Consider the following 26,240-nt stretch of genomic DNA (forward strand, 5'->3'; position numbering starts at 1 on the left):
GTGGCGGCGCGTATAGGCGCTTCGTTCTGCTGCTTTGGTCGAAGGGCTGCTTGTCAGGCAGTGCCAGGCTGGGCCAATCTGCAGGTTCACGCAGCGGCGGAGGCACACCGGTATGACGCAAATCGACGCACGTCTACGCGAGGACGTTCACCAGCTTGGCGAGTTGCTCGGCACCACCATCCGCGAGCAGCACGGCGATGCTTTCCTCGACAAGATCGAGCGCATCCGCAAGGGCGCCAAGGCTGCGCGCCAGGGTTCGGCGGACGGGGCTCGACAGCTGAGCGATACCCTCGACCAACTGCACGACGACGAATTGCTGCCGGTCGCCCGTGCCTTCAACCAGTTTCTGAACCTGGCCAACATCGCCGAGCAGTATCACCGCGTGCGCCGACGTGATGCCGGCGAGGCGCAGCCCTTCGAGAACCGCATACTGGACGAGCTGCTGCAGCGTCTGCGTGCCGGTGGGCATGATCGCGAAGCCCTGGCCCGGCAGGTCGGTCGGCTGGATATCGAATTGGTGCTCACCGCGCACCCGACCGAAGTCGCCAGGCGCACCCTGATTCAGAAATACGATGCCATCGCCGCGCAGCTGGCGGAGCAGGATCACCGCGACCTGTCCGCAGGTGAGCGCGACGCGATTTCCAGCCGCCTGCAGCGGCTGATCGCCGAGGCCTGGCACACCGAGGAAATCCGTCGCGTGCGCCCGACCCCGGTGGACGAGGCCAAATGGGGCTTCGCGGTAATCGAAAACTCGCTGTGGTACGCCCTGCCGACCGTGCTGCGTAAGGCTGACCAGGCACTGCTGCGGGAAACCGGGTTCCGTCTGCCGCTGGAGGCCGCGCCGATCCGGTTCGCCTCGTGGATGGGCGGCGATCGGGATGGCAACCCCAACGTGACGGCCAAGGTGACCCGCGAGGTTCTGTTGCTGGCCCGCTGGATGGCCGCCGATCTGTATCTGCGTGACATCGACAGCCTGGCCGCCGAGCTTTCCATGCAGCAGGCCAGCGATGAGTTGCGCGCGCGCAGTGGCGACAGTGCCGAGCCCTACCGGGCGCTGCTCAAGCAGCTCCGCGAGCGCTTGCGCGCCACCCGGACCTGGGCTCACGAGTCGCTCGCCGGCCCGGTCAGTCCGCCTGCCGCCGTGTTGCAGGACAACAGCGACCTCTACGACCCACTGCATCTTTGCTACCGCTCGCTGCACGAGTGCGGCATGGGCGTCATCGCCGACGGCCCGCTGCTCGACTTCCTGCGTCGGGTGAAAACCTTTGGCCTGTTCCTGGTACGCCTGGACGTTCGCCAGGACGCCACTCGCCATGCCGCCGCGCTGGGTGAGATCACCGATTATCTGGGCCTTGGCCGTTACCAGGAATGGGATGAAGAACAGCGTCTGCACTTTCTGCAGACCGAGCTGAACAGCCGTCGTCCGCTATTGCCCGCGGACTTCCGTCCCGCAGGCGAGACCGCCGAAGTGCTGGCGACCTGTCGTGAGGTCGCGGCCGCGCCCGCGGCGTCTCTCGGTTCCTACGTCATCTCCATGGCGGGAACCGCCTCCGATGTGCTCGCGGTACAGCTGCTGCTCAAGGAAGCCGGGCTGCGCAGGCCGATGCGTGTGGTGCCGCTGTTCGAAACCCTGGCCGATCTGGATAACGCAGCGGTCGCCATCGAGCAATTGCTGGGGCTGCCGGGCTATCGAGCCAGCTTGCACGGCCCGCAGGAAGTGATGATCGGCTACTCCGACTCCGCCAAGGATGCCGGGACCACCGCTGCCGCCTGGGCGCAGTACCGTGCTCAGGAAAGTCTGGTGGAGATCTGTCGTCAGCATCAGGTCGAGCTGCTGCTGTTCCATGGCCGCGGTGGCACCGTGGGCCGCGGTGGTGGTCCCGCCCACGAGGCGATCCTGTCGCAACCACCGGGCTCGGTGAACGGGCGTTTCCGCACCACCGAGCAGGGCGAGATGATCCGCTTCAAGTTCGGCATGCCGGACATCGCCGAGCAGAACCTCAATCTCTACCTGGCCGCCGTGCTGGAGGCGACCCTGCTGCCGCCGCCCGCGCCCGAGCCAGCCTGGCGCGCGCAGATGGACAGGCTTTCTTCCGACGGCGTGGTCGCCTACCGCGGCGTGGTGCGCGAGCATCCGCAGTTCGTCGAGTACTTTCGCCAGGCGACGCCGGAGCAGGAGCTTGGCCGCCTGCCGCTGGGCAGCAGGCCGGCCAAGCGGCGCGAGGGCGGGGTGGAAAGCCTGCGGGCAATCCCCTGGATTTTCGCCTGGACGCAGACCCGCCTGATGCTGCCGGCCTGGCTGGGCTGGGAAGCCGCCCTGAGCGGAGCTCTGGAGCGCGGCGAGGGCGAGTTGCTGCGCGACATGCGCGAACACTGGCCGTTCTTCCGCACGCGCATCGACATGCTGGAAATGGTACTCGCCAAGGCTGACGAGTCGATCGCCAGGCTGTATGACGAGCGTCTGGTCAGTGCCGAACTGCACCCATTGGGTGCGCATTTACGCGACCTATTGTCGCAGGCGGGTGGTGTCGTGCTGGGTCTCACCGGGCAGTCGCAGTTGCTTGCCCACAGCCCGGAGACGCTGGAGTTCATCACCGTACGCAATACCTATCTGGATCCATTGCACTTGCTGCAAGCCGAGCTGCTGGCCCGCTCGCGGCAGCGCGAGCAGGAGGCGGGAAGCCCTCTGGAGCAGGCGTTGCTGGTCAGCGTGGCGGGTATCGCCGCCGGTTTGCGCAATACCGGTTGAGGGCATCGGGCGCAGCGGGTGATTGCTGCGCCGATAGGCGGAAATTGCCGGTAAAAGCTGGGAAGATTGTCCTCTGTGGCAGTTTTCGGGGAAATTCTGTTCGGCTTTGACCTTGGTTGTATGGTGGCGCCGCGAAAATATGATGCAAGCTGCGAGGCGTCGTCTGGAAATGAGGCCCCGGTCGCATTTGTCTGCGACTTTCGATGGCTTGTGCGGCATTGGGGCGCTGTGTATCTTGATCGACCTTCTGGCAGTTCGGCCCCTGGCCGGCCTGCCGAAACCTTCTGAGATTGGCCCCACGAGGCGAGTCCACCATCACTACCAAGAACTTGAGGAGCACATCGATGCGCGTGATTCTGTTGGGGGCGCCCGGTGCCGGCAAAGGTACTCAGGCTGGTTTCATTACCAAGAAATTCTCGATTCCACAGATCTCCACCGGTGACATGCTGCGTGCAGCGGTCAAGGCAGGCACTGAACTGGGTCTGGCCGCGAAAAGCGTGATGGATGCCGGTGGCCTGGTCTCCGATGAGCTGATCATCAACCTGGTCAAGGAGCGCATCGCTCAACCCGATTGCGCCAATGGCTTCCTGTTCGACGGCTTCCCGCGCACCATCCCTCAGGCTCAGGCCCTCAAGGACGCTGGCGTGCAGATCGATCACGTGGTCGAAATTGCCGTCGATGACGAGGAAATCGTCGGCCGCATCGCCGGTCGCCGCGTACACCCGAACTCCGGTCGCGTGTACCACACCGAGCACAACCCGCCGAAAGTCGCTGGCAAGGATGACGAAACCGGTGAAGATCTGATCCAGCGCGACGACGACAAGGAAGCCACCGTGCGTCATCGCCTGTCGGTCTACCATTCGCAGACCAAGCCCCTGGTGGATTTCTACCAGAAGCTTTCGGCTGCCGAAGGCACGCCGAAATACAGCGCCATCGCCGGTGTCGGCTCCGTCGAGCAGATCACCTCCAAGGTCCTGGCAGCGCTCAGCTGAGCCCTGTTTACCGGATATCAACGGCCCGCTTGCGGGCCGTTGTCGTTTCTGGGCATGCCGATGGCTTGGCGGGTTAAGCCGGTGTCGTTCCTGGAGCGCGGATCGAGCGCCTGGCTATCTAGTATCGGTACGGTCCGCGCCTTTCGGGCGTCAGGCCGCCATCTTCGGCATGCCCCATCGTTCCCGGCTGAGCAGCGCAGGAAATCCGCGCCGCTGTGCTGGTTTCATCGACCGTCACGAAACAGCTTCGAGGAAGGCGGCTTTACATCAACCACCCCATCAGAGTGCATTCCATGACCAAGAACAGAAGATTCGTCTGCTTGCCCATCGCCATCGTGGCTTCGGCATTGAGCGCATCCGTCGCATTCGCCGACGACGCCCTGGAAAAAAAGGGCGAGTGCCCGGTTGACCAGTTCACCATGGCGTTGCGTTATCAGCAGCAATCAGCGGAAGTTCGCGCCCTGCAGATGCAGGCTTACAACATCGCCACCGAGAAGCTGGATGCAGCGGTGGCTGCGGCGGAAGATCCTTCGAAGCTCGCCATCGTTTCCGATGTGGATGAAACCATCATCGACAACTCGGCGCTGCTGGCCCGTGACCTTGCCAATTGCCACACCTACGACGGCTGGGACACCTGGCTGCCTTGGGAGCGCGACGGCAATCCGGTATTGATCCCGGGTGCCAAGAAATTCCTCGAGCACGCTGACAAGCTGGGCGTCGCCATCCGCTATGTGTCGGATCGCTCGCAAGAGCAGAAGGACTACACCCTCAAGGCCCTGAAGAAGCTCGACCTGCCGCAGGTCAGCGCAGAAAGCGTGCTGCTGCTCGGACCGCCCAAGGTCGAGCGCCGAGCGCTGGTCGCCAAGGACTACCGCATCGTGATGCTGCTCGGTGACACCCTGCATGACTTCGATGCACGTTTCCGCAAGACGCCGGTGGCGGAGCAGCGCGCGACCGCCGAGGCAGAGTCCGCTAAATGGGGCACCGAGTGGATCGTGTTCCCCAATTCCGGCTATGGCACCTGGTCGAAAGAGCCCCTGAAGGGCTGGGACGCCAAGCCCGTCATCGAGAAGTGGTAAGCGAGCCAGCCCGTCCGCTCGCGGGCTGACCCGCTGCTTGCCGGTGCCCATCCAGGGCATCGTCGTGGTGGTGTAGCACTCAGTTGCACCGCCTCATGGGCCGCAGGACCTGCCGTTTGCCCCGCTGTGCTGGAAAAAAACGCATCAAACCGTTTTAATGCCCGCCCGCTCAGCCACCTCTACAGATCACCATGACCACTCTGCTGGCCCTCGATACCGCCACCGAAGCCTGTTCCGTCGCCCTGCTGCACGATGGTCGAGTGACGAGTCACTACGAGGTGATCCCGCGTATGCACGCTCAACGGCTGTTGCCGATGATCAAGGCGCTGCTGGGCGAGCAGGGCGTCGCACTGTCGGCGCTGGATGCCATCGCCTTCGGTCGTGGCCCAGGTGCCTTCACCGGTGTGCGCATCGCCATCGGCGTGGTTCAGGGGCTGGCGTTCGCGCTCGATCGCCCGGTGCTGCCGGTGTCCAACCTGGCGGTGCTGGCGCAACGCGCGCTTCGTGAGCACGGGGCCAGCCAGGTCGCTGCGGCCATCGATGCGCGCATGGATGAGGTCTATTGGGGCTGTTACCGCGCCGAGCAGGGCGAGATGCGGCTGGTCGGTCACGAGGCCGTGCTGGCGCCGGAGCAGGCGCTGCTGCCGAGCGAGGCGGCAGGCGAGTGGTTCGGTGCCGGTACCGGCTGGGGCACCTTTGCGCCGCGTATTGCCGCACAGGTTGCTGCCAGGGATGATGACATGCTGCCCCACGCCGAGGACCTGCTGAGCCTGGCGCGTTTCGCCTGGGCGCGGGGTGAGGCGGTGGTTGCCGACCAGGCGCAGCCGATCTATCTGCGTGACAAGGTGGCCACTCCCAAGATGCCGCCACCGGCTGGATTCTGAATTTGCCGACGGACGAGCCGTCCTTTTGTCGTCAACTTCCCGCCATGCATTGCCAAGGCCGTGTGGTGCAGCTAAATTGCCAGCACTTCCGCACGTCTTTCTGCCGAGCCTTCACTGATGCGTATCGACGGTAACATCGCGCCCTACTCACCGGATCGTGGCCCCCGCTCGGGGACTGCGGTCACGCCCTATCGTGAGGCGAACCGGGAAGAGGAAGTAAAGCGCGAGCAACCGGCAACCACCGCCGCTACTCAGGGCTTCGAGCAGACCCCGCAAATTCGTCGCGTGCAGCAGACCAACTCCAGCACCGACAACTTCCCGGTGCGCTCGCTGGACGTGACCTACCAGCCAGCCATGAGCAATCGCGCCGCTCAGGCCATCGCCAGCTACAGCAGCACCGAGGCCTATGCCCGTGACGTGGATGCCCAGCAGGTGTTGGGTCTCGATCTGTACGCCTGATCGACTTCCGATCTGCACCTCTGGCCGTACACAGGGCACAATAGCGGCCTTTGACTCGTCAGCGATTTGCCATGCTTCCCTATTTCCTCGGTTGCCCTTCCTGGAACGAGACCGCCTGGCGCGGCAGTTTCTATCCGGCCGACCTCAATCTGGCTGACAGCCTCGAACACTACTGCCGCGTCTTCAATGCGGTGGAAGGCAATACCACGTTCTATGCCCGCCCTGATCAGGACAAGCTGGTTCGCTGGGTACAGCGCATGCCCGAGCACTTCCGCTTCTGCGCCAAGGTGCACAAGGACATCAGCCACGAGGGGGATCTGCGTGATCAGCTCGACGGCACCCAGGCGTTTCTCGAACTCCTGGCGCCGCTGGGAGACAGAGTGGCGCCGCTGTGGCTGCAGCTGCCGGCCATGTTCGGGCCTTCTCGATTGAACGAGCTGGCGGTGTGGCTGGATGCGTTCTCGCAGCGTCGGCTGGCCGTCGAAGTCCGCCACCCGGCGTTCTTCGACAAGGGTGACGAAGAGCGCGCCCTCAATCGGCTGCTGCACGAACGGGGTATCGAGCGCATTTGCCTGGATTCCCGTGCGCTGTTCAGTTGCCGCTCCAGCGACCCGGCGGTGTTGCATGCGCAATCGAAGAAACCCCGCCTGCCGATTCGCCCGGCGGCGTTCAGCGACAGCCCCCAGGTGCGCTTCATCGGCGGTCCGGATCTGGATGCCAACCAGCCCTTTCTCGAGCCCTGGTTGGACAAGGTCGCGGCCTGGATCGAAGACGGTCTGACGCCCTATGTATTCCTGCACACCCCGGACAACCACCTCGCTGCCGCCCAGGCGCTACGCTTTCACCAGTCGTTGAGCGAACGCCTGCCGGGCTTGCCGCCGCTCCCCCCATACACCGACAAAGCCCCTCGCGCCGAACAGCTCGGCCTGCTTTGAGAAAGCGTGGAAGCAGCTTGTCGGTCGTTCCTCAGGCTCTGCATGGGAACGCCTGTCAGGACGCCAGGCCAGAATCTGGAACGCTTGTCGGAGGATAGCTGGCGTGGGCTGGTGGGCTGAAGCCCACCCTACGACCCTGTGCGGCTGTAGGGTGGGCTTCAGCCCACCACTGTCAAAGGTCTCTGGCCCGTCAGGCCAGGCGCAGGTGGTTGTCCCAGAGCCCTGCCGGGAGTTCCAGGGGCTGCATGGCGATGCGTTCGCTGCGGCAGTCGTACAGCCGGCAGCGGCCAATGCCGGCGCTGACCACGAAGCCATTTTCCACCGCGCCGACCCCCGCGCAATCGGGTAGCGAGGCATCCAGACGTACTGCGCCGCTGTCCAGATCCCAGATGAACAGGCGGTTGCCTCTGGGGGCGGTCATCGCCAGCAGGCGCAGGTCGCTGTGCACCGCCACGCTGGCGGTGTACTGGTTCATCATCTGGCGTTGCGCATCGGCCATCGGGAAGTGCTGGAACGGCTGGCCCGGACGCTTGATCGCCACCAGCGGCACAGCGTCCATGGCGTCGCCCATGTACTGCTGGCCGCTGACGATGGTGCCGTCGCTGGCCACGGCCAGGTGGCGCACGCTGTTCATCTGCTCGGGCAACTGCTCCTTGCTCTGCAGGGTGCCGTCGCGGGCCATCAGCACCAGGCTGGCTTCCATGGCATCGAGGTTCATTTCCACCCGGCTTTCCGCCTCGGTGCGGATGCCGCCGTTGGCCACCACCAGGGTTTCGCCATCCGGCATCCACAGCACCTGATGCGGGCCCAGGCCGTGGGTCGACAGTTCGTCGCGGCGTAGCAGGCGCTCGCCTTCCAGGCGGTAGGCGCCAAGTACGCCGCGACCGGGGTCGCGGGTATCGTTCTCGGTGGCGTACAGCCATTCGCCGTCCTTGTGGAATACCGCGTGGCCGTAGAAATGCCGGTCCTGCTCGCTGTGCAGGGTCTGCAGCAAGCGTCCGTCGCGGGTGTCGACCAGATAGCTCTCGGTGCTCGGTCGGCGCCCGACGAACAGCGCCATGGGCAGGTTCGGGTGGGGCACCACGTCGTGGCAGCGCTCGCTGACCTGCGTGGCGAATGCCCGCTGGCCGTCGAGCCGATAACCGACCGCGTAGTGCTTGCCACCTTCGTCGTTGCGTGCCGAGAGCAGCAGGGGCTGGCCGCCGTTGTGGCTCAGCTTCCAGCCGCCCACGGCACCGGCAGCGAGTACCGCGGCACTCAAGCCAAGAAAGGCTCTGCGTTTGATCGCCATGAGTCAGTCTCCGTCGTGGGCATTGAAGCCCAGTTGGATGCCCAGCGCCCGTGCCAGCTCGCCTTCGTGCAAGCGGTGCAGCACATTGAGGCTGTCGTAGAAGGCATTGAGGCTCTGCCGTCCGGCCTCGTCAGCCAGCAGTTCACCCAGTGGGCGTTGCAGGCCGGCGAGCTGCTGCCGGGTATCGGCGTAGGCGGCATCGATACGCTGCTTGAGCGCATCCTGATCGCTGCCCAGCAGGGCCTGGATACCGTCGTCCTTGGCGCCGCGCCAGAGTTGCTCGGCACCGCTCAGGGCAGCGCCGAGGTTGGCCAGGCTGGCCTGACTGCGCCAGGCTTCCGCCTGGTAGGGCTGCGGTACGCCCTTGCTCTGGCGGCCCAGCGGCGCGCCGAGTTTCTTCTTCAGGCCATCGATGGCGCTGACCTGGGTGCGCAGCAGATCGGAGATGGCCTCACCGGCTTCGGCATAGCGCTCGTTGGGAAAGGTCTTGTACTGGCTGAGTGCACCAGCCTGGTCCTGCCACTGCGCCAGCACGGTGTCCGCCAGGGCCTGCTGATGCTCGCCGATGGCCACCAGCAGCGGGCAGTAGCGCGCCTTCTGTTCGGCATTCTGCAGATCGATCTCCGCATCGAAGATCAGGTACTCGTAGGCGGTAAGCCCCTGGACGACGACGCTGGCTTTCTCCAGGTCGGCGGCGTTCAACTGCGGCTTGCCATTGACCAGCGCCTGAACCTGGCGGGCCACCAGGTTCTTCTTGTCCGGCCAGAACTGCACCTGCCAGGCGCGATTGCCTTCGGCAAGCGGCCCTACGGCCAGCGGCTGCAGGCTGGCCCAGGCACTCTGCGCGGTAAGGAACGCCTGGCGAGCGGCAGGCAGATCTTCCTTGCCTGCGCAGAACGACCTGGCGCTGCTGGCCAGGCTGCTATCTGCTTCCTTCCACGTGATGTGCGCGGGCAGCAGTACGCCTTCGGCCAGCGCGGCACTGACCGTGGCCTGCGGATCGGCAGGTGAACAGGCGGCCAGAGTCACGCCCAGCAGGGCGATGGTCAGCGGAGAACGGATCATGCGCGGCTCCTTTACAGTGAGTTCAGAAAGGCCAGAAGCGCGGCGCGCTCCTCGCTGGAAAATGTCAGCACCTGGCGTTTGGCGGCTTCGGCTTCGCCACCGTGCCAGGCAATCGCTTCTAGCAGGTTGCGAGCGCGACCGTCGTGCAGGAACTGGGTGTGGCCGCTGATCGTCTCGGTCAGGCCGATGCCCCACAACGGCGCGGTGCGCCATTGCCGACCGCTGGCGCGGAATTCGCTGCGACCATCGGCAAGGCCCTCGCCCATGTCGTGGAGCAGCAGGTCGGTGTAGGGGCGAATGGTCTGGTTGGCCAGCTCCGGCTCGGCCGCATCGGCGGCAGTCACGAAGCTTGGTGTGTGGCAGCTGTGGCAGCCAGCGCGATGGAACAGGGTCTTGCCTGCCAGCACCTGGGCGTCTTCGGCCTTGCGACGAGCTGGCACGGCGAGGTTGCGGGTGTAGAACAGAACCATCTTCATGATGTTGTCGCTGACCTCCGGTTCGCCACCGTGGGCCGCCTCGCGGCAGGCGGCTTGCGCATCGGTGCACTGGTCGTGCGGCACGACGTTGCTGGTCAGGCCCATGTCGTGGGCGAAGGCGTGGGCGTTCTGTTGATTCAGGCTCGGCTGCCCGGCCTTCCAGCCGAAACGGCCGAGCACGGTTTTCTGCTGCACATCGTCCCACACCCAGTTGGGCTGCCCGGCGATGCCGTCACCATCGCGATCCTCGGGGTCGGCGTTGGCTAGGATGGCCTCCTGTGCAATCGCCTCGAGCAGGCCGAGGCCGATCATCGGTGGGGCGATCCGGGCCGAAAACTGCGTGTCCGGATGCATCGGCCCGTAGCCGAGCTGGCTGATGTTCAGCTGCGGCTTGCGCAGCTCGATGCTGTAGCCGTCGTCGAACTGCACGCTGTGGGTGCTGTACTCGACGCGCACCTTGCCTTCAGGCGCTACGCCGGGATTGGCCATGTCCTGCAACTGCGCGCCGTACTTCGGTTCCGGCAGCACCCCCTGGCGCTCGATGATCCACTCGTCCGCGCTGTCGGCAGGAATCGACAGGCGCACCAGCATCGATACGGCGTTGACGCTGCCGGGCTCGGGAGGGTGACCACGGCCATCGCGGATGTGGCAGTTCTGGCACGCATTGGTGTTGAACAGTGGGCCGAGACCGTCCCGGGCGGTGGTGGTGGACGGCGCGATCACCCAGGGGTTGCGGAAGAAACTGTTGCCCACGCTGAAATCCAGACGACGTTCGGCCTTGAGGTTGGCGGAGGGCAGGGAGAACGCGTTGTGGTCGCTGCGCGATACCGTGGCCGTGCCGCCGGAAAGCGCTTCGCCAGGCTCTGCTTCGGTGAAGCGCGGGGACTGGTCACACGCCGCCAGGCTGAGGGCCAGGCCCAACAATGGCAGCAAACGACCGGATGGCGCAGGCATCGACAGAGTCCGTGACAGGAAAATCAAGGGCGGGAATCTTAGCAGCCTATGCAGCTTTAAATAAGATGGATTTGCATGTGCACCGCTCAAAACTACCTGCGTTGTCATCGCTGCGTTAAAAACCGGCTGAAAATGCATTTACCCTCGTAAATTCCGCTCTTTCGCCTGTTCTTGCCTTGCACTGACCTCCTCGCCAACGTTCTTAGAGGTGCCCCTATCTTGATGGTATCCGGCGCAGAAACGAAAAAGGCCGATGCGAGGTGAGTCGCATCGGCCTGGTCTACGCCTGAGGTTCTGGAATCAGAACTCGTGGTCGGCGGTATCCGGGTTCAGATCGCTGATGCCCAGTTTGCCAGCCGCCTGCTCGATGGCACCGGTCTGCTTGACCAGGGCGGCGATGGCGTCGCGCACCAGTTGCTGACCTTCGGCGTTGTCGGCAGCGATCAACTGGTCGAAGTGCTGACCCTTGTTGGCACTGTCGACCAGGGCCTGCAGCTTGGCTTCGGTGGCTTCCAGGTCGGCCTTGAGGGTGGTGTCGGCGGCGGCGTCCGCCTTGGCGACCAGCGACGACAGGCTCGGGCCAGTCAGGCTGGTGCCGTCGACTTTCTTGTATTCGCCCAGGTAGACGTTGCGAATGCCCTTGCCGTTGTAGAAGTGCGAGTTGTGCGTGTTGTCGCTGAAGCAGTCGTGCTCGTCTTCGGTGGAGTTGGCTTCCAGCGCGACCTTCATGCGTTCGCCGGCCAGCTCACCGAGGGACAGGCTGCCCATGCCGAAGAGGATCTTGCGCAGACCGTTCTCGGCCGATTCGCTTTCCAGGGTGGCGCGGTAGTTGTCGGCAACGCCGGCTTTCCACTGGCCAGCCATTTCGTCGAGGTCGGCGACCAGCAGTTCGGTGGCGGCCTTCAGGTACGCACGACGACGCTCGTTGTGGCCGCCGGTGGCGCCTTCACCGACCACGTAGTCGGTAGCCGGGCGCTCGCCTGCGCCTGGGCCGGTGCCGTTCAGATCCTGGCCCCAGAGCAGGAATTCGATGGCGTGGTAGCCGGTGGCGACATTGGCTTCGGAACCGCCCAGTTCGTTCAGGCTGGCGAGCAGGTCCGGGGTGATTTCGGTGACGTCGAGCTTGTCTTCGCCGACCTGGATCTCGGTGTTGGCGATGATGTTGGCGCTGGCGCCCGGGTTGCCCAGCGCGTGCTGGTAGTCCGCGGCGACGTAGTCGATCAGGCCTTCATCCAGCGGCCATGCGTTGACCTGGCCTTCCCAGTCGTCAACGATGGTGTTGCCGAAGCGGAACACTTCGCTCTGCATGTAGGGCACGCGTGCGGCCAGCCAGGCTTCGCGTGCAGCCTTGAGGGTTTCCTCGTTAGGGGTGGCGAGCAGGGCGTCGATGGCGGTCTGCAGCGTTTTTGCGGTGCTGGCGGCGTCGTCGAACACGGCCGACGCGATGTCTGCATAGTGCTTGACCACGGCCTGCGCAGCGGCTTCGTCGAAGGCGCTGGCTGCTGCTGGTGCACTGCTGGTGCTCGCTTGCGGAGCCGGGGCGGCGGCTTGATTGGCAGGCGCTTTGTCTTCACCGCAGCCCGCGAGGGCAATGGCGATTGTCAGCAGGCTGGCAGAGGCCAGGGGCATACGAATCATGACGAAATCCTTTGCGTGTTAATGGGGAGCGCGCGTGGTCGTCCACGCGAGCTGCAACATAATGCGAAAGATTTGCATTTTACGCAAAGGCTGGATGTGCTACTGCCCGTTCAGAGCCCGGATAATCGCGCTCAGGCTCGATTCAGAGCGGCGCGTGCCTCAGAGCGTTGCCGGATTCACGCGGTGCTGCGCGCGGCTGGACTGCTTGAGGTACTGGGTCAGTTCGCGGGCCGGCAGCGGCCTGCTGTAGTAGTAGCCCTGACCTTCATGACAACCCTGAGCGATGATGTAGGCCTCCTGTTCGGCGGTCTCCACGCCCTCGGCGATGACCTGCATGCCCAGGCTCTTGCCGAGCTGGATGATGGCGCGAACGATGGTGGCGTCGTCCTCGTCCTCGAGCAGATCCTGCACGAAGCTCTTGTCGATCTTGATCTTGTCCAGCGGCAGGCTCTTCAGGTAGCTGAGCGACGAGTAGCCGGTGCCGAAGTCGTCGATGGCGATCAGCGCTCCGGAGCGACGCAGGCTGAGCAGGTGCTGGGCGGCGGTACTGATGTCTTCCATCAGGCCGGTTTCGGTCACTTCGAGTTCCAGGCTGCGGGCGGGCAAGCGGTACATCTGCATCAGGTTGTTGACCACCCGTGGCAGCTCGGCGTGGTGCAACTGCACGGTGGACAGGTTGACCGCCATGCGCAGGTCGCCGTAGCCCTGATCATGCCACTCGCGAAGCTGACGGCAGGTCTGATCGAGCACCCACTCGCCGATCGGGATGATGCTGCCGTTCTGTTCGGCCAGCGGGATGAACAGGTCCGGCGCCACCAGCCCGTGTTGCGGATGCTGCCAGCGCAGCAGCGCCTCTACGCCCACCACGCGGTGATCGCTGAAGCTGATCTGCGGTTGGTAGACCAGATGCAGCTGATCCTGCGCGAGAGCCTCGCGCAAATCCTTCTCCAGCTCGCGGCGGCGGCGCATCTCGCTGTCGACGCTGGCGATGTAGAACTGGTAGCGGTTGCGTGAGCGGCTCTTGGCCAGGGTCATGGTCTGTTCGGCTTTCTGCAGCAGCTTCTCGGGGCTGTCGCCGTCTTCCGGAAACAGCGTGATGCCGATGGTCGCGCGCAACTGCACCAGGTGGTCGTCGAGGGCGAACGGCGCCTCCAGGTCGTCCAGCACGCTTTGCGCCAGCTCCGCAGCCTCGTAGGGCTGCTCGATATCGGCCTGCACCAGGGCGAACTGGTCGCCGCCCAGGCGGGCCAGGGCGCCCAGCCGTCCGCTGTGGCTGCGCAGGCGATCGGAGAGGGCCAGCAGCAACTGGTCGCCGGTCTGGTAACTGAACTGCTCGTTGATGCCCTTGAAGTCATCCAGCCCGACGCACAGCACGGCAACCCGACGCTGCAGACGCCCGGCATCCTCGAGGATCTGCTCGAGCTGCTGCTGCAGTTGCTGGCGGTTCGGCAGGCCGGTCAGGAAGTCGTACTGGGACATGCGCTGCAGGCTGTTCTCGGCTTCGCGGCGCAGGTGGGTATTGCGTTCGATGGAGGCGAGCAACTGGTTGGCGGTGTTGATCCACAAACCGAGCTCGTTCTTCTCGTTGCCGGCGAGCATGGGCAGCTTGTTCTCGCTGGGGCGATCCGGGTTGATGCTGCTCAGGTGTTCGATGATCTTGGCCAGCGGCTTGGTCAGCAGCCAGTAGTAGACGAGGTACAGCACCAGGCCCATGGCCAGTGCACGCAGTACCCCGGAAATGAAGATGATCACCGAGTTGGTGATGAAGCTCTCACCGTACAGGGCGGTGTCGAGGGTGATGTTCAGATCGCCGTAGTATTCGTTGTAGGGTTCGCGGCCCACCAGGCGGATGGTGAAATCCTGCTCCTCACCGAGAATCGGGTCGGTCAGCCAGCGCACGGACGGCTCGGCCAGGGGCCGGCTTCTTTCCGCCAGCATTTGCTCGCCCGGGTGACCGATCGAGGCATGGCGCACCGATTCATGCTGGAACAGGCCCTCGACGACCTGCATGCCCATCTCGCGGTCGAGGCTGTAGACCGCCTGGGTCGAGGGGTCGCGGAACATGCCGAGGATGCGCTGGGCATCGCTGGTGATCGAATGGCGGGTCTTGTAGATATCGAACACGATCTGGCCGAGGCTCAGCACCACGCCAACGGCAAGCGCGGACAACAGCACGACGCGAAGCAGTTTCACGGACAGACTGTGCTTGAGTTCCAGCTTCAAATGGCAGTTCCTTGTGCGATACCGGGCGCCGGATAGGGGTTGAGTATTGGCAAAGTCGCGGTAGCAGTCAAAGGCCAGTGCTGCACGGCGTTCATCCAATAGTGCCGGTTTCCCGCAGCACCTGCATTGTTTCGGAGGCCGCCCTCAAGTCTTGAGTACCGTCCGTCGATCCCGACGCCTGTGCCGCGCACTGCAATATGCACCCTGCAGACGAAAAAATGCCCCCCTGACTCGCGTCGGGAGGGCATCTCTATCATGCAGCACGTTCGCTTGCAGGCAAGCGTGACGTCAGGGATCAGGCGGCGAAGTTCTTCGCCACGAAGTCCCAGTTGACCAGGTTCCAGAACGCCTCGACATACTTCGGACGGACGTTGCGGTAGTCGATGTAATAAGCGTGTTCCCACACATCGCAGGTCAGCAGCGGAGTATCGCCTGCGGTCAGCGGGCAACCGGCGCCGATGGTGCTGGCCAGTGCCAGGGAACCGTCAGCCTTCTTCACCAGCCAGCCCCAGCCAGCACCGAAGGTGCCGATGGTGACCTTGCTGAACTCTTCCTTGAATTTCTCGAAGGAACCGAAGGATTTTTCGATGGCCGCGGCCAGCTCACCAGTCGGTTGACCGCCGCCGTTGGGGCTCAGGCAGTTCCAGTAGAAGGTGTGGTTCCATACCTGGGCCGCGTTGTTGAAGATGCCGCCGGAGGAAGTCTTGACGATTTCTTCCAGGCTCTTGCCTTCGAACTCGGTACCGGGCACGAGGTTGTTCAGGTTCACGACATAGGTGTTGTGGTGCTTGTCGTGGTGATACTCCAGAGTTTCCTTGGAGATGTGCGGCTGCAGAGCATCATGTGCATAAGGCAGCGGCGGCAATTCGAAAGCCATGGTTATTCTCCTAATCAGGTCAGTTGCGATGAGCGCAAGGCCGATCACGGGCGGCCAAACATGCGTCGGCGGATTTATACCCTTTGCGACGCAGGGCAGGGATCATAGCACCGGGGCTACCGCATAACCACGCAGCAACTGTGCGGGAAAGCGGTGCTAGAGCCTTCGTCGGCAATCGCGCCGATCCTGCTTCGCAGCGACTCAGGCGAGCTTCATGGTCGCCACGCCGGCGAGGATGATCAGGCAGGCCAGCAGGCGAATCGGCGGCAGGCTCTCCTTCAGCCACAGGCTGCCGATGAGCAGGGCAAACACCACGCTGGTCTCGCGCAGGGCCGATATCAGCGCCACCGGGGCCTGGGTCATCGCCCAGATGACGATACTGTAGGCGAACATCGACATGGCCCCGCCGAGCAGCCCGGCCTTCCAGTGCGGGCCCAGTTCGGCAACGATGCGAGGGCCGCGTTGGCCGAGAATGATCAGCGCCATCACCAGGCCGTTCACGGCGAACAGCCACAGCGAATAGGACAGCGGGTCGCCATTGGCGCGGGCACCGCTGGCGTCGGACAGGGTGTAGCCAGCGATGAACAGGGCGGTCATCAGCGCGCTGAACAGCAGGCCGCCGTTGGCTTTGCCGCTGCCACCCCGGACCGCCATCAGCCAGATGCCGGCGACCAGCACCGCCAGGCCGAGCAGTTGCCCGGCAGGCAGGACTTCACCCAGCAGCAGTACCGAGAGGCCTGCCACCAGCAATGGAGAGCTGCCCCGGGAAATCGGATAGACCTGGCCCAGGTCGCCATATCGGTAGGCGCGGCTGAGAAAGACGTTGTAGCCGATGTGCAGGATTGCCGAGAGCACGATCCATGGCCAGGCCGCGGCATTCGGCATCGGTACGAACGGCAGGGCCAGCAGCGCGACGGTCCCGGCGCCGATCTGGATCAGCGAAGCGGTGAGAAAACGATCCAGACCTATTTTCAGCAGCGCGTTCCAGCCTGCATGCAGAGCCGCCGAAGCGATGACCATGAGAAAGACGCTGGTTTCCACGAAGGCTCCGGCAGATTTCGACAAGGGCCGCAGCATAGCACCTGGCCCGGTCCCGAAGCCCTTCCTGGGTCAGAGCGGGCTGGCGATCAGTTGCCAGGCAATCGCGAACATCATCGCGGCGACGATCAGGTCGATGATTCGCCAGGTCAGCGGCCGAGCCAGCCACGGCGCCAGCCAGGCAGCGCCGAGCGCCAGGCACATGAACCACACCAGCGAAGCACTGGCGGCACCTGCCGCGTAAGCCTCGGGGACGCTCTGCTGGGCGCCGAGGGAGCCGATCAGCAGCACGGTATCCAGGTACACATGGGGGTTGAGGAGCGTCACCGCCAGGGTTGCCAGCAACACCGCGCGCAGCGAGCGAGGCGTGTCGCCCTGTACCTGAAGGGCATTCGGCCGACAGGCACGCCGCAGCGCCTGAGCGCCGTACCAGAGCAGAAAGGCCGCGCCGCCCCAGCGTGCGACGCTCAGCAGCAATTCGCTTTGCGCCAGCAGGGTGGCCAGGCCGAATACGCCCGCGCTGATCAGCAGGGCATCGCAGACGATGCACAGCAGCGCCACCGGCAGATGATGTTCGCGGCGCAGGCTCTGGGCGAGGACGAACGCATTCTGCGCGCCGAGGGCGATGATCAGGCCGGCCGTGATCGCCAGGCCGTTGCTGTAGCTCTGCCACATGATCAGTACGTCCTTGCTGGAGTGATGAAAACCGAATTGCCGGGATCCGACATGAGCGATGCATCCTGAATAGGGGAGGGATGGCTATCAGTCTGCGGCGATTGCTTGTATAAGAAAAAGCAATATTGCTGATCGCTCATTAGGAAAATCGATTGCTCGATTACAAGTTGCTGGCCGCCCTTGCCGCGGTCGTCGAACAGGCTGGCTTCGAGCGCGGTGCCCAGGTCCTGGGGCTATCGCAATCGGCGGTCTCCCAACGCATCAAACTGCTGGAAGCGCGCATCGGCCAGCCGGTGCTGCTACGCGCCATGCCACCGACGCCCACCGATGTCGGCCGACGCCTGCTCAACCATGTGCAGCAGGTGCGCCTGCTCGAGCGCGATCTGCAGGAGCAGGTGCCGGCCCTGGAGGCCGATGGTGAGACCCAGCGGCTGCGCATCGCCGTCAACGCCGACAGCCTGGCCACCTGGTGGGCGCGGGCGGTGGCGGACTTCTGTGCCCGCCACCGCGTGCTGCTGGAACTGGTGGTCGAGGATCAGGAGGTGGGCCTCAAACGCATGCGCGCCGGTGATGTGGCGGCCTGCGTGTGTGCGGCCGAGCGCCCGGTTTCCGGCGCTCGCAGCCTGCCGCTCGGTGCCATGCGCTATCGGGCCATGGCCAGCCCGGCCTTCGTCACGCGCCATTTTCCCAATGGCGTGACGGCCGAGCGCCTGGCCCATGTACCAGCGATCGTGTTCGGTCCGGATGACCAGTTGCAGCACCGCTACCTCAGTGAGCTGGGTATCTCGGGCAGCTTTCTGCATCACCTGTGCCCATCATCGGAAGGCTTCCTGCGGCTGACTGCCGAGGGCCTGGGCTGGGGCATGGTCCCCGAGCCGCAGATGCAGGAGGCGCTGGTCAGCGGTGAGCTGGTCGAACTGCTCGCCGACCGGCCCATCGACGTGCCGCTGTACTGGCATCACTGGCGCAATGGCGGCGAGCTGCTCGACCGCCTGACCGGGCATTTGCATCGCCATGCAGGTGATTATCTGGTGCCAATCACGTGAGCGGTCTGCAGCGACACCGCGCCAGGCTTTATAGTGCGCCGACGAGCGAGCGGAGGACGTGATGAAGATTCTGGTCACCGGAGCAAGCGGTTTCATTGGCGGGCGCTTTGCCCGTTATGCCCTGGAGCAGGGCCTGGACGTGCGCGTGACCGGGCGCCGAGAAGACGCCCTGGAGCATCTGCTGCGCCGTGGCGCGCACTTCATGCCCGGCGACCTCAACGACCCGGAGCTGGCCCTGTCGCTGTGCAGCGACGTCGAGGCGGTGGTGCATTGCGCGGGTGCCGTGGGTGTCTGGGGGCGCTACGAGTATTTTCATCGCGGCAACGTCCTGCTCACCGAAAACGTCATCGAAGCGTGCCTCAAACGCCGGGTTCGGCGACTCGTACACCTGTCGTCGCCGTCGATCTATTTCGATGGGCGCGATCATGTCGGGCTGCGTGAAGAGCAGGTGCCGAAGCGTTTTTCCAGCCACTATGCGCGTACCAAGTTTCTCGCCGAACAGCGCGTGTTCGGTGCTCAGGAGTTTGGCCTGGAAGTGGTTGCCCTGCGTCCGCGCTTCGTCACCGGGGCGGGCGATGTGAGCATTTTCCCGCGGCTGATCGCCATGCAACGCAAGAAGCGCCTGGCGATCATCGGCAATGGCCTGAACAAGGTCGACTTCACCAGCGTGCACAACCTCAACGAGGCCCTGCTCAGCGCCTTGCTGGCCGCCGGTCCGGCCCTGGGCAAGGCCTACAACATCAGCAATGGCGCAGCGGTGCCGCTCTGGGATGTGGTCAATTACGTGCTGCGCCAGCTGGAGATGCCGGTGGTCACCCGGCATGTCCCGATCGGCCTGGCACGCAGCGTGGCGACCCTCAACGAGGGGCTCTGCAGCCTGTTGCCGGGGCGCCCCGAGCCGTCGTTGTCACGGCTGAGCGTGGATGTGATGAGTCGCAACTTCTCACTGGACATCAGCCAGGCGCAGCAGCACCTGGATTACGAAGCCAGGGCCGGCTTGTGGCCAGCGCTCGACGAGTTCTGTCGCTGGTGGCGGGCTCAGGGTTAGCTCCAGGTTTCTGCACGGCAGGGCGCTGCGGAACCTGATGGGTATCCGGTGGGTCTTTTTGCGCAATACGCCCGCCGTGGTGCAGCCATTTCCTGACGGCACGACACCCAAGCGCCACGTGCGAATCGGTATACTGCGCGGCAATTTGCCTCCACCGTGGTTTTCTCAAGGTCTCCCTACATGCGTAACGATGCCCACGACGAATTCGATGACGTGCCCAGCCTGACGCCGGATCGCCGCGATCAGGACGATTTCGACCCCGAGCCGCAGCCCTATGCCCGTGCCGCTGCTCCTGGCAAGGCCGCTGTCGCACCCCGTGCAGCCAGCACCGGCCCGCTGTGGGCACTGGTGGGTGCGCTGAGCATCGCGCTGGGCGCCGTGGGCTGGTGGAGCTTCCAGCAGATCAACCTGATGGAGCAGCAACTGGTCGCCACGCAGGAAAGCTTCGCGCGTATCAGTGAAGAAGCGGCTGGCCGCATTCAGGACATCTCCGGCAAGGTGGTTGCAGCCGAATCCAACGTCACCACCGGCAGTGAGGCCCTGCGCCTGCAAGTGCGTCAGCTGGAAGGCAAGGTTGCCGAACTGACCAAGCAACAGCAGGCCGCTGGTGGCCAGCAGAGCGGGCAGGACAAGCGCATCGAGCAATTGATCGCCGACCTCAAGGCCCAGCAGGGTGACACGGGCAAGTACGACGAGAGCCTCAAGACCCTCGGTAGCGAGCAAGGCTCGCTGAAAAGCGAATTGGCTGCCGTGAAAAGCGAATTGGCCACCCTGAAGAGCGCCCAGGCGGATGCCGGCAAACTGGCGACCCAGGTCAGGAGTCTGGCGGGTGACATCGAGGCACTGAAGAAGGCTGGCAACTCCAACGCCGCTGTTGATCGCCTGGAGCAGGATCTGCTGGTGCTCAAGAGCCAGATGGACAATCGCCCGGCGGCCAGCAGTGGCAGCAGTACCGCCGAGTTCGACGCGTTCCGCGCGCAGACCACGCGCAGCGTCAACACGCTGCAGGCGCAAATCCAGAACTTGCAGCAGCAGATCGACGCGCGCTAAGGGCGATCTGCTGCGCGTCGGCCCTGCGGCGTTGAAAACAGGCTTGGACAGCCGCTCGCGGCTGACGCGCTTTAGCGCGGCCCGAAGGGTGAGCGAAGCGAGTCATGCTCATGTACACCAGTACACTGCGCTTGCTCGCCTGGTTTTGTGCGGCGCCTGGCCCTTGCAGGTTTCTAGCTCGCTAGACCGTAAGTGCAACTGCGATTTGCCATTTTAGAGAATTGCCAGCCAACAAAAAGCCCGCGTGAGAACGCGGGCTTTTTGTTGCGCGGCGTAAGTTACAGGCGCGGGTAGTCGATATAGCCGACCGGGCCCGAGCCGTAGAAGGTCTCGCTGTGCGCTTCGTTCAGTGCGGCGCCCTGGCGCAGGCGTTCCGGCAGGTCCGGGTTGGCGATGAAGGGCACGCCGAAGGCCACCGCATCGGCCTTGCCGCTGGCCAGCCAGGCATTGGCCTGATCCTTCGAGAAGCGCTCGTTGGCGATGAATACGCCGCCAAAGGCTTCTTTCAGGCTCGGCGACAGGCTGTCATCGGCTTCCCGCTCGCGAGCGCAGAGAAAGGCGATGTTGCGCTTGCCGAGTTCGCGAGCCACGTAGGTGAAGGTTTCCGCGCGGTTGGAATCGCCCATGTCATGGCTGTCCGCGCGGGGCGCCAGGTGCACGCCGACACGGCCCGGTTCCCAGACGCTCAGCACGGCATCGGTGACTTCCAGCAGCAGGCGCGCACGGTTTTCCAGGGAGCCGCCGTAGTTGTCGGTGCGCTGGTTGGTGCTGTCCTGCAGGAACTGGTCGAGCAGGTAGCCATTGGCGCCGTGGATTTCCACGCCGTCGAAGCCGGCAGCCTTGGCGTTTTCCGCGCCCAGCCGGTAGGCCTCGACGATATCGGCGATCTCTTCGGTTTCCAGGGCACGTGGGGTCACGTAGTCCTTCATCGGGCGAATCAGGCTGACGTGCCCGGCGGGCTGGATGGCGCTGGGGGCCACCGGCAGTTCGCCGTCCAGGTACGACGGGTCGGAAATCCGCCCCACGTGCCAGAGTTGCAGAACGATCTTGCCGCCATTGGCATGTACCGCCTTGGTCACGCCGCTCCAGCCACGCACCTGGTCGTCGGACCAGATGCCGGGGGTATTCGGGTAGCCCACGCCCATCGGTGTGACCGACGTGGCTTCGCTGATGATCAGCCCGGCCGATGCGCGCTGTACGTAATACTCGGCCATCAGCGCATTGGGCACACGACCTTCGTCGGCGCGGCAGCGGGTCAGGGGGGCCATGATGATGCGGTTGGCGAGTTCCAGATCGCCGATCTTGATGGGGTCGAACAGTGTGGTCATGGTCAGGATCCTTGGGTCATTCGCTCGGAACGGGTTGATGTACGGGTGTGCGGTTGGAAAAGATCGGCAAGGTGGCGATCCGCGCCGGAGAATCAGAGTGCCTGGCCGATCTGGCGCAGGAAGGCATCGATGGTTGCGTCGTTGCGTTTGAAGAAATTCCACTGGCCGACCTTGCGGCTGGTCACCAGACCGGCACGCTGCAAGGTGGCCAGATGTGCCGATACCGTGGATTGCGACAGGCCCGTGCGCTCATCGAACTTGCCGGCACACACGCCGATGTCGAAGGTGTGATCCGGCTGGGCGAAATACGCCTCGGGCTCCTTGAGCCAGCGCAGGATGTCCCGGCGCACCGGGTGGGCCAGGGCCTTGATGACGTCATCCAATTCGATGTCGTCGCTGCTCATCGGTTCTCCTGATATCGGTGCAACGCAATATCGCGATACAGCGAACTCTATATCGGGACTTGGCGATATACAGATCGTTCAGGCAGATAATGCATATCGACCGGTGTGATGGGCGGCATCTCGCCAGTGGCAGGCCCAGGCCTTAAGCTGCCGGACATGAACTACCTCGCACATCTGCATCTGGGCGGAAACGCGCCCGCCGAACTGCTCGGCAGCCTGTACGGCGATTTCGTCAAAGGGCCGCTGACCGGACAGTGGCCGGCTACCATCGAAGCGGGCATCGCGTTGCACCGGCGAATCGACGCCTTTACCGACAGCCATCCGCTGCAGGCCCAGGCCCGGGCGCGCTTTCCCGCAGAGCGCCGCCGGGTCGCCGGGATCTTCCTCGATCTGTTCTTCGACCATTGCCTGGCGCGGGACTGGCAGCGTTACAGCGAGCAGCCGCTGGATCGCTTTACCACCCGCGTTTACCAGATACTGGCCGCCGAGGCGCAGTTGCCTGGCCACTTGCAGTACATGGCGCCGCGTATGGCCGCTCAGGATTGGTTGGGCAGTTATCGGGATTTCGAGGTGCTTGGCCAGGTGATCGCCGGCATGTCGCGTCGCCTGTCGCGGCCTGGCTTGCTGGATGGCGGGCTGGACGACTTGCGCCGTCTGTACGAGCCCTTGAGCGAGGACTTCCGCGCGTTCTACCCGCAGCTCATGGCCTTCGCCCGCGAGCAGCGGGGCTAGGGTCTGTTGACGTTTCAGCGCGAGCCGAAGGGCCGTGGGCGAAACCTCAACACACCCTAGTCTTCGTTCTGCAGGCCGAGTCGTTCGAGCAGGGCCGGGTTGAGCTTGTTGCGTCTGGCACCTTCCAGGTGCGCACGCAGGCGGTCAGCGGCACCGAGGCGGTCGCCGCGTTCGATCAGGTCGAGAATTTCCAGATGCTCCAGTACCTGCTTGCGCCGCGTCGGCCTGGGCAGGTCCACGCTGTATTCGACCAGGCGGCGCAAGCCATTGAGGCGTTTCAGCGATTGCAGCAGAAAGCGGTTGCCGGAGAAACCGGCGAGTATCTCGTGGAATTTCGAATTGGCTTCGAACAGTTCCTGGGTGGTCATGCTCAGGTAGCCGGTCGTGGCGATGTATTCCTGTTGCTGGCGACACAGCGCCAGTACCTTCTGGTCGACCTGAAAGGTCGGTGAGAGCAGACCGGCCGGCTCGATGGTGACCCTGAAACTGAAGCTTTCCTCGTAGGCCTCTATCGAATCGATCACCGGCAGCATGCGCCAGCCCTGGCCCGTGCGCTGTTCGGCCCAGCCTTCCTGCTGCATGCGCAGCAGCGCCGAGCGCAGTTCGGTGCGCGATACACCGAACTGGCGCATCAGGTCGATTTCGCTGAGGTGCTCCGGGAGCTGCCGTGACAAACGCAGCTCGACGAATTTCATGTACACCGAATTCTCTTCGGCTTCGGCAATCTCCAACACCAGATCGTTGAGGTCGTCGGCTGCCCGGGCCAGGAAGAAGCCTCGGTTGCGGTCGTGCTTGAGCATGCCGCGCTCGGTGAGATGGTTCAGGACGAACTTCACCGGCGTGCGTGAGGTGTTCAGGGTCTGCGCCAGATGGGACTCCGCCAGGTGATGGCCAACGGGCAGGCGCTCGTGGCGGACGTAGGCGATGACCTCGCGGGCAACGCGTTTCTGCAAGGCGGTGAGAACCATCGGGGTGTTGTTTTCCTGAGCCATTACGGTGGGCGTCGAGTCTCGTCCCGGACACTGTCGAACTGGCCGATTTCGGCAGCCAGGCGCTGCATTCTGCTACGTAATCCGCTGCGCGCAAAGATGCTGCAGCGCTTCGTTACGATAAACGAATATTGTTTTTTGTTTGAATTAAGATCAATATTGCATTCCCTGAGTAACCGATGAGTCTAGATTTGGCGGGCTTTCATCTGGTTTTTTCGGTGATCGGATGAGCTGCGTGACGACAAAGAGCATACGCGTTGTGTCGCCTCCGATTCTCTCCAGCGCCCATCGACGCTCGATCAGCCACGTCGGCTGATCCGATCGCTCCGCATGAGCTGGCTTTTTTCGCGGTGCGCCACTCGACGTGGCGTTATCGCGGTACTGCAGTCGCATCCATCCAAGGGGAAACAATGTTCAAAGGCCACTGGCTGAATTACCTGGGAACGCCCCTGGTTGGCGCGATCGGAGCCGTGATCGCCAGCGCCATCGGCTGGCCGCTGCCCTGGATGATCGGCTCGCTGGTCGCCGTCATCCTGGTGCGCTGTACCACGGCCTGGCAGCTGCGACCATTTCCCGGAGGCCGCAAATTTGGTCAGTGGATCATCGGTATCGGTATCGGTTTGCACTTCACCCCGGCACTGGTCGGGCAGATCGCCGGGCACCTGATACCTATCGTCATCGGTGCGTTGATCACCGTGCTGAGCAGCATCATCGGCGTGTGGTTCATGCGCCGAACCGGGGAAACCATGGCGACCGCGTACTTCTCGAGCATGCCTGGCGGCTCCGGAGAAATGGTCAACCTGGGCGCGCGCAATGGTGCCGAGCTGACCCGCGTCGCGGCGGCGCAAAGCTTGCGGGTTGTTGCGGTGGTATTGCTGGTACCGGCGCTGTTCAAGTTTCTGATGGGCGAGGGCGAGGTTCATCTGCACGCGTCCAACCCCGACTGGCCCTGGCTGGCGATGATTCTGCCACTGGCGGGGGGCGCCGGTTGGCTGCTGCAGCGGCTCAAGCAGCCCAACCCCTGGCTGTTCGGGCCACTGCTGATCAGCGCGCTGTTCAGCATCGGTTTCGACCTGAGCAGCACCCTGCCTGCTGGCGCCAGTCAGGTCGGACAATTGATGATCGGCAGCGCATTGGGCTGTTTCTTCAACCGTGCTTTCTTTCGCTACGCGCCGTCCTTCCTGGCCCGCACGCTGGTCACCACCCTGGCGATGATGCTGGTGGCGTTCCTCGCTGCCGTGCTGATCGGCTGGGTGAGCGGCTTGGACTTTCAGTCCCTGACCCTGGGCATGATGCCGGGCGGCATCGCCGAAATGAGCCTGACCGCGGAAACGCTGCAACTGGCGGTACCGCTGGTGACCGCCATGCAAGTGATCCGCCTGTTCCTGGTGTTGTTCCTTGCCGAACCGATTTTCAGGCGCTGGCTGCGCACGGAAAATCAGGCGCTGGCAAAGTCGTGAGCCTCATGCCGCCTGCGCGGCATCCTGGCTTTGGTCCGCGCCGTACAGCGCGGCATTGACGGCTGCCTGGGCGCGACGGGCCAGTTCGTTTCGGTTGCCCGAACTGCTGTCGATCGGCTCCAGCAACTGGATCTGCACCTCGGCGACATCGCTGCTCATCAGGCGCAGCAGGTGCGAAAGCATGTCGTCGTCACCGATGAAGGGCGCCACGGGGCAGCGCTGACCGTCGCGCAGGTAACGGATGGCCACAGGCTGCAGCGCAATGCCGCTTTCGATGGCGCTGCTCAGCAAACGGCCGTGGAACGTGCGCAGTGCCGTGCCATCGCAGGTGGTGCCTTCCGGGAAGATCAGCAGGTGCCTGCCGCCGTTCAGGTGGCGGCCCAGCTGCTGATTCAGCAATCCGCCATCTCCCGCACCCCGGCGGATGAACAGCGTACCGGCCTTGTGTGCCAGCCAGCCGGCTATCGGCCAGGTGCGTACTTCGGCTTTGGACAGGAACGACAGCGGCGCCAGCATGCCGATCAGCGGAATGTCGGTCCAGGAAATGTGATTGCTCAGCCACAGCATGGGTTTTTGCGGCAACTGCCCGCTAACGCTGACCCGAAAGGGCAATGCGTTGCTCAGGCGCGCCATGAACCAGCGGGTCATGCGCTGGCGCAGGCCCGTCAGGTCACGGCGGGTCAGCCGTTCGATGGGCACCAGCGAGGCGGCGAGCAGGGTACCTGCAGCGATCACCACCAGCAGGCGGATCAGACGCACATACAAACGCAGTTTACTCATAGGCGGTTTCTGACCTGCAGGGCGGTGGGTGGACGCGTACGCTGGTCGCAGCCGTGAGCCATTGGCGG

23 protein-coding genes are annotated in these 26,240 nt (G+C 64.1%); 11 read left to right on the forward strand and 12 right to left on the reverse strand.

The genetic code is table 11. From position 1 onward, the window contains the following. The first annotated feature begins 112 nt into the window (after positions 1-112). The 6 genes from ppc (at position 113) to QRN22_RS03750 (ending at position 7,098) form a co-directional block, all read left to right on the forward strand. On the forward strand, positions 113-2,749 hold the full coding sequence (gene ppc / locus QRN22_RS03725) for a phosphoenolpyruvate carboxylase (protein ID WP_042551812.1): 2,637 nt from the start codon (positions 113-115) through the stop codon (positions 2,747-2,749). A 344-nt stretch (positions 2,750-3,093) separates the two neighbouring features. Beyond that, the gene (adk, locus tag QRN22_RS03730; protein WP_042551811.1) at positions 3,094-3,741 is read left to right on the forward strand and encodes an adenylate kinase; all 648 of its coding nucleotides are present in this window, start codon (positions 3,094-3,096) and stop codon (positions 3,739-3,741) included. A 293-nt stretch (positions 3,742-4,034) separates the two neighbouring features. After that, complete coding sequence (locus tag QRN22_RS03735) at positions 4,035-4,820, forward strand: HAD family acid phosphatase (protein ID WP_042551810.1); 786 nt, start codon at positions 4,035-4,037, stop codon at positions 4,818-4,820. 191 nt (positions 4,821-5,011) lie between these two features. Beyond that, a complete protein-coding gene (tsaB, locus tag QRN22_RS03740) occupies positions 5,012-5,704 on the forward strand; it encodes a tRNA (adenosine(37)-N6)-threonylcarbamoyltransferase complex dimerization subunit type 1 TsaB (RefSeq protein ID WP_042551809.1) in 693 nt (230 codons plus the stop codon). A gap of 117 nt (positions 5,705-5,821) precedes the next feature. Continuing rightward, positions 5,822-6,163, forward strand: a complete 342-nt coding sequence (locus QRN22_RS03745; RefSeq protein WP_042551808.1) for a hypothetical protein — start codon at positions 5,822-5,824, stop codon at positions 6,161-6,163. Positions 6,164-6,234: 71 nt separating this feature from the next. Next, positions 6,235-7,098 carry a DUF72 domain-containing protein gene (locus QRN22_RS03750; RefSeq protein ID WP_042551807.1) on the forward strand — a complete coding sequence of 288 codons (864 nt, stop codon included), beginning with the start codon at positions 6,235-6,237 and terminating at the stop codon, positions 7,096-7,098. A 190-nt stretch (positions 7,099-7,288) separates the two neighbouring features. Here QRN22_RS03750 and QRN22_RS03755 read toward each other — a convergent pair whose 3' ends face one another. The 8 genes from QRN22_RS03755 to QRN22_RS03790 form a co-directional block, all read right to left on the reverse strand. Next, positions 7,289-8,383 (reverse strand): DUF1513 domain-containing protein, encoded by a 1,095-nt coding sequence (locus tag QRN22_RS03755; protein WP_042551864.1) that lies wholly within the window; start codon positions 8,381-8,383, stop codon positions 7,289-7,291. 9 nt (positions 8,384-8,392) lie between these two features. Beyond that, positions 8,393-9,454 carry an imelysin family protein gene (locus QRN22_RS03760; protein WP_042551806.1) on the reverse strand — a complete coding sequence of 354 codons (1,062 nt, stop codon included), beginning with the start codon at positions 9,452-9,454 and terminating at the stop codon, positions 8,393-8,395. Between the two features lie 11 nt (positions 9,455-9,465). Continuing rightward, entirely contained in the window at positions 9,466-10,884 is a 1,419-nt protein-coding gene (locus QRN22_RS03765; protein ID WP_042551805.1) for a di-heme oxidoreductase family protein, read from the reverse strand. Positions 10,885-11,184: 300 nt separating this feature from the next. Further along, entirely contained in the window at positions 11,185-12,522 is a 1,338-nt protein-coding gene (locus QRN22_RS03770) for an imelysin family protein (protein ID WP_042551804.1), read from the reverse strand. A 159-nt stretch (positions 12,523-12,681) separates the two neighbouring features. Then, on the reverse strand, positions 12,682-14,745 hold the full coding sequence (locus tag QRN22_RS03775) for a putative bifunctional diguanylate cyclase/phosphodiesterase (protein ID WP_042551803.1): 2,064 nt from the start codon (positions 14,743-14,745) through the stop codon (positions 12,682-12,684). 295 nt (positions 14,746-15,040) lie between these two features. Further along, entirely contained in the window at positions 15,041-15,622 is a 582-nt protein-coding gene (gene sodB, locus QRN22_RS03780; protein ID WP_042551802.1) for a superoxide dismutase [Fe], read from the reverse strand. 201 nt (positions 15,623-15,823) lie between these two features. Beyond that, on the reverse strand, positions 15,824-16,663 hold the full coding sequence (locus tag QRN22_RS03785; protein WP_042551863.1) for an EamA family transporter: 840 nt from the start codon (positions 16,661-16,663) through the stop codon (positions 15,824-15,826). 69 nt (positions 16,664-16,732) lie between these two features. Then, positions 16,733-17,335: a LysE/ArgO family amino acid transporter gene (locus QRN22_RS03790; protein WP_042551801.1), complete on the reverse strand. Its 603-nt coding sequence runs from the start codon at positions 17,333-17,335 to the stop codon at positions 16,733-16,735. A 152-nt stretch (positions 17,336-17,487) separates the two neighbouring features. Between QRN22_RS03790 and QRN22_RS03795 the strand changes: the two genes are divergently transcribed. The 3 genes from QRN22_RS03795 (at position 17,488) to QRN22_RS03805 (ending at position 20,479) form a co-directional block, all read left to right on the forward strand. Beyond that, positions 17,488-18,381: a LysR family transcriptional regulator ArgP gene (locus tag QRN22_RS03795; RefSeq protein ID WP_042551800.1), complete on the forward strand. Its 894-nt coding sequence runs from the start codon at positions 17,488-17,490 to the stop codon at positions 18,379-18,381. A gap of 61 nt (positions 18,382-18,442) precedes the next feature. Continuing rightward, the gene (locus QRN22_RS03800) at positions 18,443-19,429 is read left to right on the forward strand and encodes an NAD-dependent epimerase/dehydratase family protein (protein WP_042551799.1); all 987 of its coding nucleotides are present in this window, start codon (positions 18,443-18,445) and stop codon (positions 19,427-19,429) included. 180 nt (positions 19,430-19,609) lie between these two features. After that, positions 19,610-20,479, forward strand: a complete 870-nt coding sequence (locus tag QRN22_RS03805) for a hypothetical protein (protein ID WP_042551798.1) — start codon at positions 19,610-19,612, stop codon at positions 20,477-20,479. A 278-nt stretch (positions 20,480-20,757) separates the two neighbouring features. On the opposite strand, the gene QRN22_RS03810 is transcribed toward QRN22_RS03805, so the two are convergent. Both QRN22_RS03810 and QRN22_RS03815 read right to left on the reverse strand, forming a co-directional pair. Next, positions 20,758-21,807, reverse strand: coding sequence for an alkene reductase (locus tag QRN22_RS03810; RefSeq protein WP_042551797.1), 1,050 nt, complete (start codon positions 21,805-21,807; stop codon positions 20,758-20,760). A gap of 92 nt (positions 21,808-21,899) precedes the next feature. Then, positions 21,900-22,211 (reverse strand): ArsR/SmtB family transcription factor, encoded by a 312-nt coding sequence (locus QRN22_RS03815; RefSeq protein WP_042551796.1) that lies wholly within the window; start codon positions 22,209-22,211, stop codon positions 21,900-21,902. A gap of 156 nt (positions 22,212-22,367) precedes the next feature. On the opposite strand from QRN22_RS03815, the gene QRN22_RS03820 reads away from it, so the two are divergent. After that, complete coding sequence (locus tag QRN22_RS03820; protein WP_042551862.1) at positions 22,368-22,943, forward strand: acyl carrier protein phosphodiesterase; 576 nt, start codon at positions 22,368-22,370, stop codon at positions 22,941-22,943. Positions 22,944-22,999: 56 nt separating this feature from the next. On the opposite strand, the gene QRN22_RS03825 is transcribed toward QRN22_RS03820, so the two are convergent. Then, complete coding sequence (locus QRN22_RS03825) at positions 23,000-23,911, reverse strand: GntR family transcriptional regulator (protein WP_042551795.1); 912 nt, start codon at positions 23,909-23,911, stop codon at positions 23,000-23,002. A gap of 431 nt (positions 23,912-24,342) precedes the next feature. Between QRN22_RS03825 and QRN22_RS03830 the strand changes: the two genes are divergently transcribed. Then, positions 24,343-25,392: an AbrB family transcriptional regulator gene (locus QRN22_RS03830; RefSeq protein WP_042551794.1), complete on the forward strand. Its 1,050-nt coding sequence runs from the start codon at positions 24,343-24,345 to the stop codon at positions 25,390-25,392. Positions 25,393-25,395: 3 nt separating this feature from the next. Here QRN22_RS03830 and QRN22_RS03835 read toward each other — a convergent pair whose 3' ends face one another. Next, positions 25,396-26,172 carry a lysophospholipid acyltransferase family protein gene (locus QRN22_RS03835; RefSeq protein WP_042551793.1) on the reverse strand — a complete coding sequence of 259 codons (777 nt, stop codon included), beginning with the start codon at positions 26,170-26,172 and terminating at the stop codon, positions 25,396-25,398. Positions 26,173-26,240 lie beyond the last annotated feature (68 nt).

It is taken from the genome of Pseudomonas sp. MEJ086, assembly GCF_030209025.1.
GTDB classification, from domain to species: Bacteria; Pseudomonadota; Gammaproteobacteria; order Pseudomonadales; family Pseudomonadaceae; genus Aquipseudomonas; species Aquipseudomonas fulva_A.

Coding starts and splice junctions, on each gene's coding strand:
- ppc (WP_042551812.1), top strand. CDS start 113: ATGACGCAAATCGACGCACGTCTACGCGAGGACGTTCACCAGCTTGGC.
- adk (WP_042551811.1), top strand. CDS start 3,094: ATGCGCGTGATTCTGTTGGGGGCGCCCGGTGCCGGCAAAGGTACTCAG.
- QRN22_RS03735 (WP_042551810.1), top strand. CDS start 4,035: ATGACCAAGAACAGAAGATTCGTCTGCTTGCCCATCGCCATCGTGGCT.
- tsaB (WP_042551809.1), top strand. CDS start 5,012: ATGACCACTCTGCTGGCCCTCGATACCGCCACCGAAGCCTGTTCCGTC.
- QRN22_RS03745 (WP_042551808.1), top strand. CDS start 5,822: ATGCGTATCGACGGTAACATCGCGCCCTACTCACCGGATCGTGGCCCC.
- QRN22_RS03750 (WP_042551807.1), top strand. CDS start 6,235: ATGCTTCCCTATTTCCTCGGTTGCCCTTCCTGGAACGAGACCGCCTGG.
- QRN22_RS03760 (WP_042551806.1), bottom strand. CDS start 9,454: ATGATCCGTTCTCCGCTGACCATCGCCCTGCTGGGCGTGACTCTGGCC.
- QRN22_RS03765 (WP_042551805.1), bottom strand. CDS start 10,884: ATGCCTGCGCCATCCGGTCGTTTGCTGCCATTGTTGGGCCTGGCCCTC.
- QRN22_RS03770 (WP_042551804.1), bottom strand. CDS start 12,522: ATGATTCGTATGCCCCTGGCCTCTGCCAGCCTGCTGACAATCGCCATT.
- sodB (WP_042551802.1), bottom strand. CDS start 15,622: ATGGCTTTCGAATTGCCGCCGCTGCCTTATGCACATGATGCTCTGCAG.
- QRN22_RS03790 (WP_042551801.1), bottom strand. CDS start 17,335: ATGTGGCAGAGCTACAGCAACGGCCTGGCGATCACGGCCGGCCTGATC.
- QRN22_RS03800 (WP_042551799.1), top strand. CDS start 18,443: ATGAAGATTCTGGTCACCGGAGCAAGCGGTTTCATTGGCGGGCGCTTT.
- QRN22_RS03805 (WP_042551798.1), top strand. CDS start 19,610: ATGCGTAACGATGCCCACGACGAATTCGATGACGTGCCCAGCCTGACG.
- QRN22_RS03810 (WP_042551797.1), bottom strand. CDS start 21,807: ATGACCACACTGTTCGACCCCATCAAGATCGGCGATCTGGAACTCGCC.
- QRN22_RS03815 (WP_042551796.1), bottom strand. CDS start 22,211: ATGAGCAGCGACGACATCGAATTGGATGACGTCATCAAGGCCCTGGCC.
- QRN22_RS03820 (WP_042551862.1), top strand. CDS start 22,368: ATGAACTACCTCGCACATCTGCATCTGGGCGGAAACGCGCCCGCCGAA.
- QRN22_RS03825 (WP_042551795.1), bottom strand. CDS start 23,911: ATGGTTCTCACCGCCTTGCAGAAACGCGTTGCCCGCGAGGTCATCGCC.
- QRN22_RS03830 (WP_042551794.1), top strand. CDS start 24,343: ATGTTCAAAGGCCACTGGCTGAATTACCTGGGAACGCCCCTGGTTGGC.
- QRN22_RS03835 (WP_042551793.1), bottom strand. CDS start 26,172: ATGAGTAAACTGCGTTTGTATGTGCGTCTGATCCGCCTGCTGGTGGTG.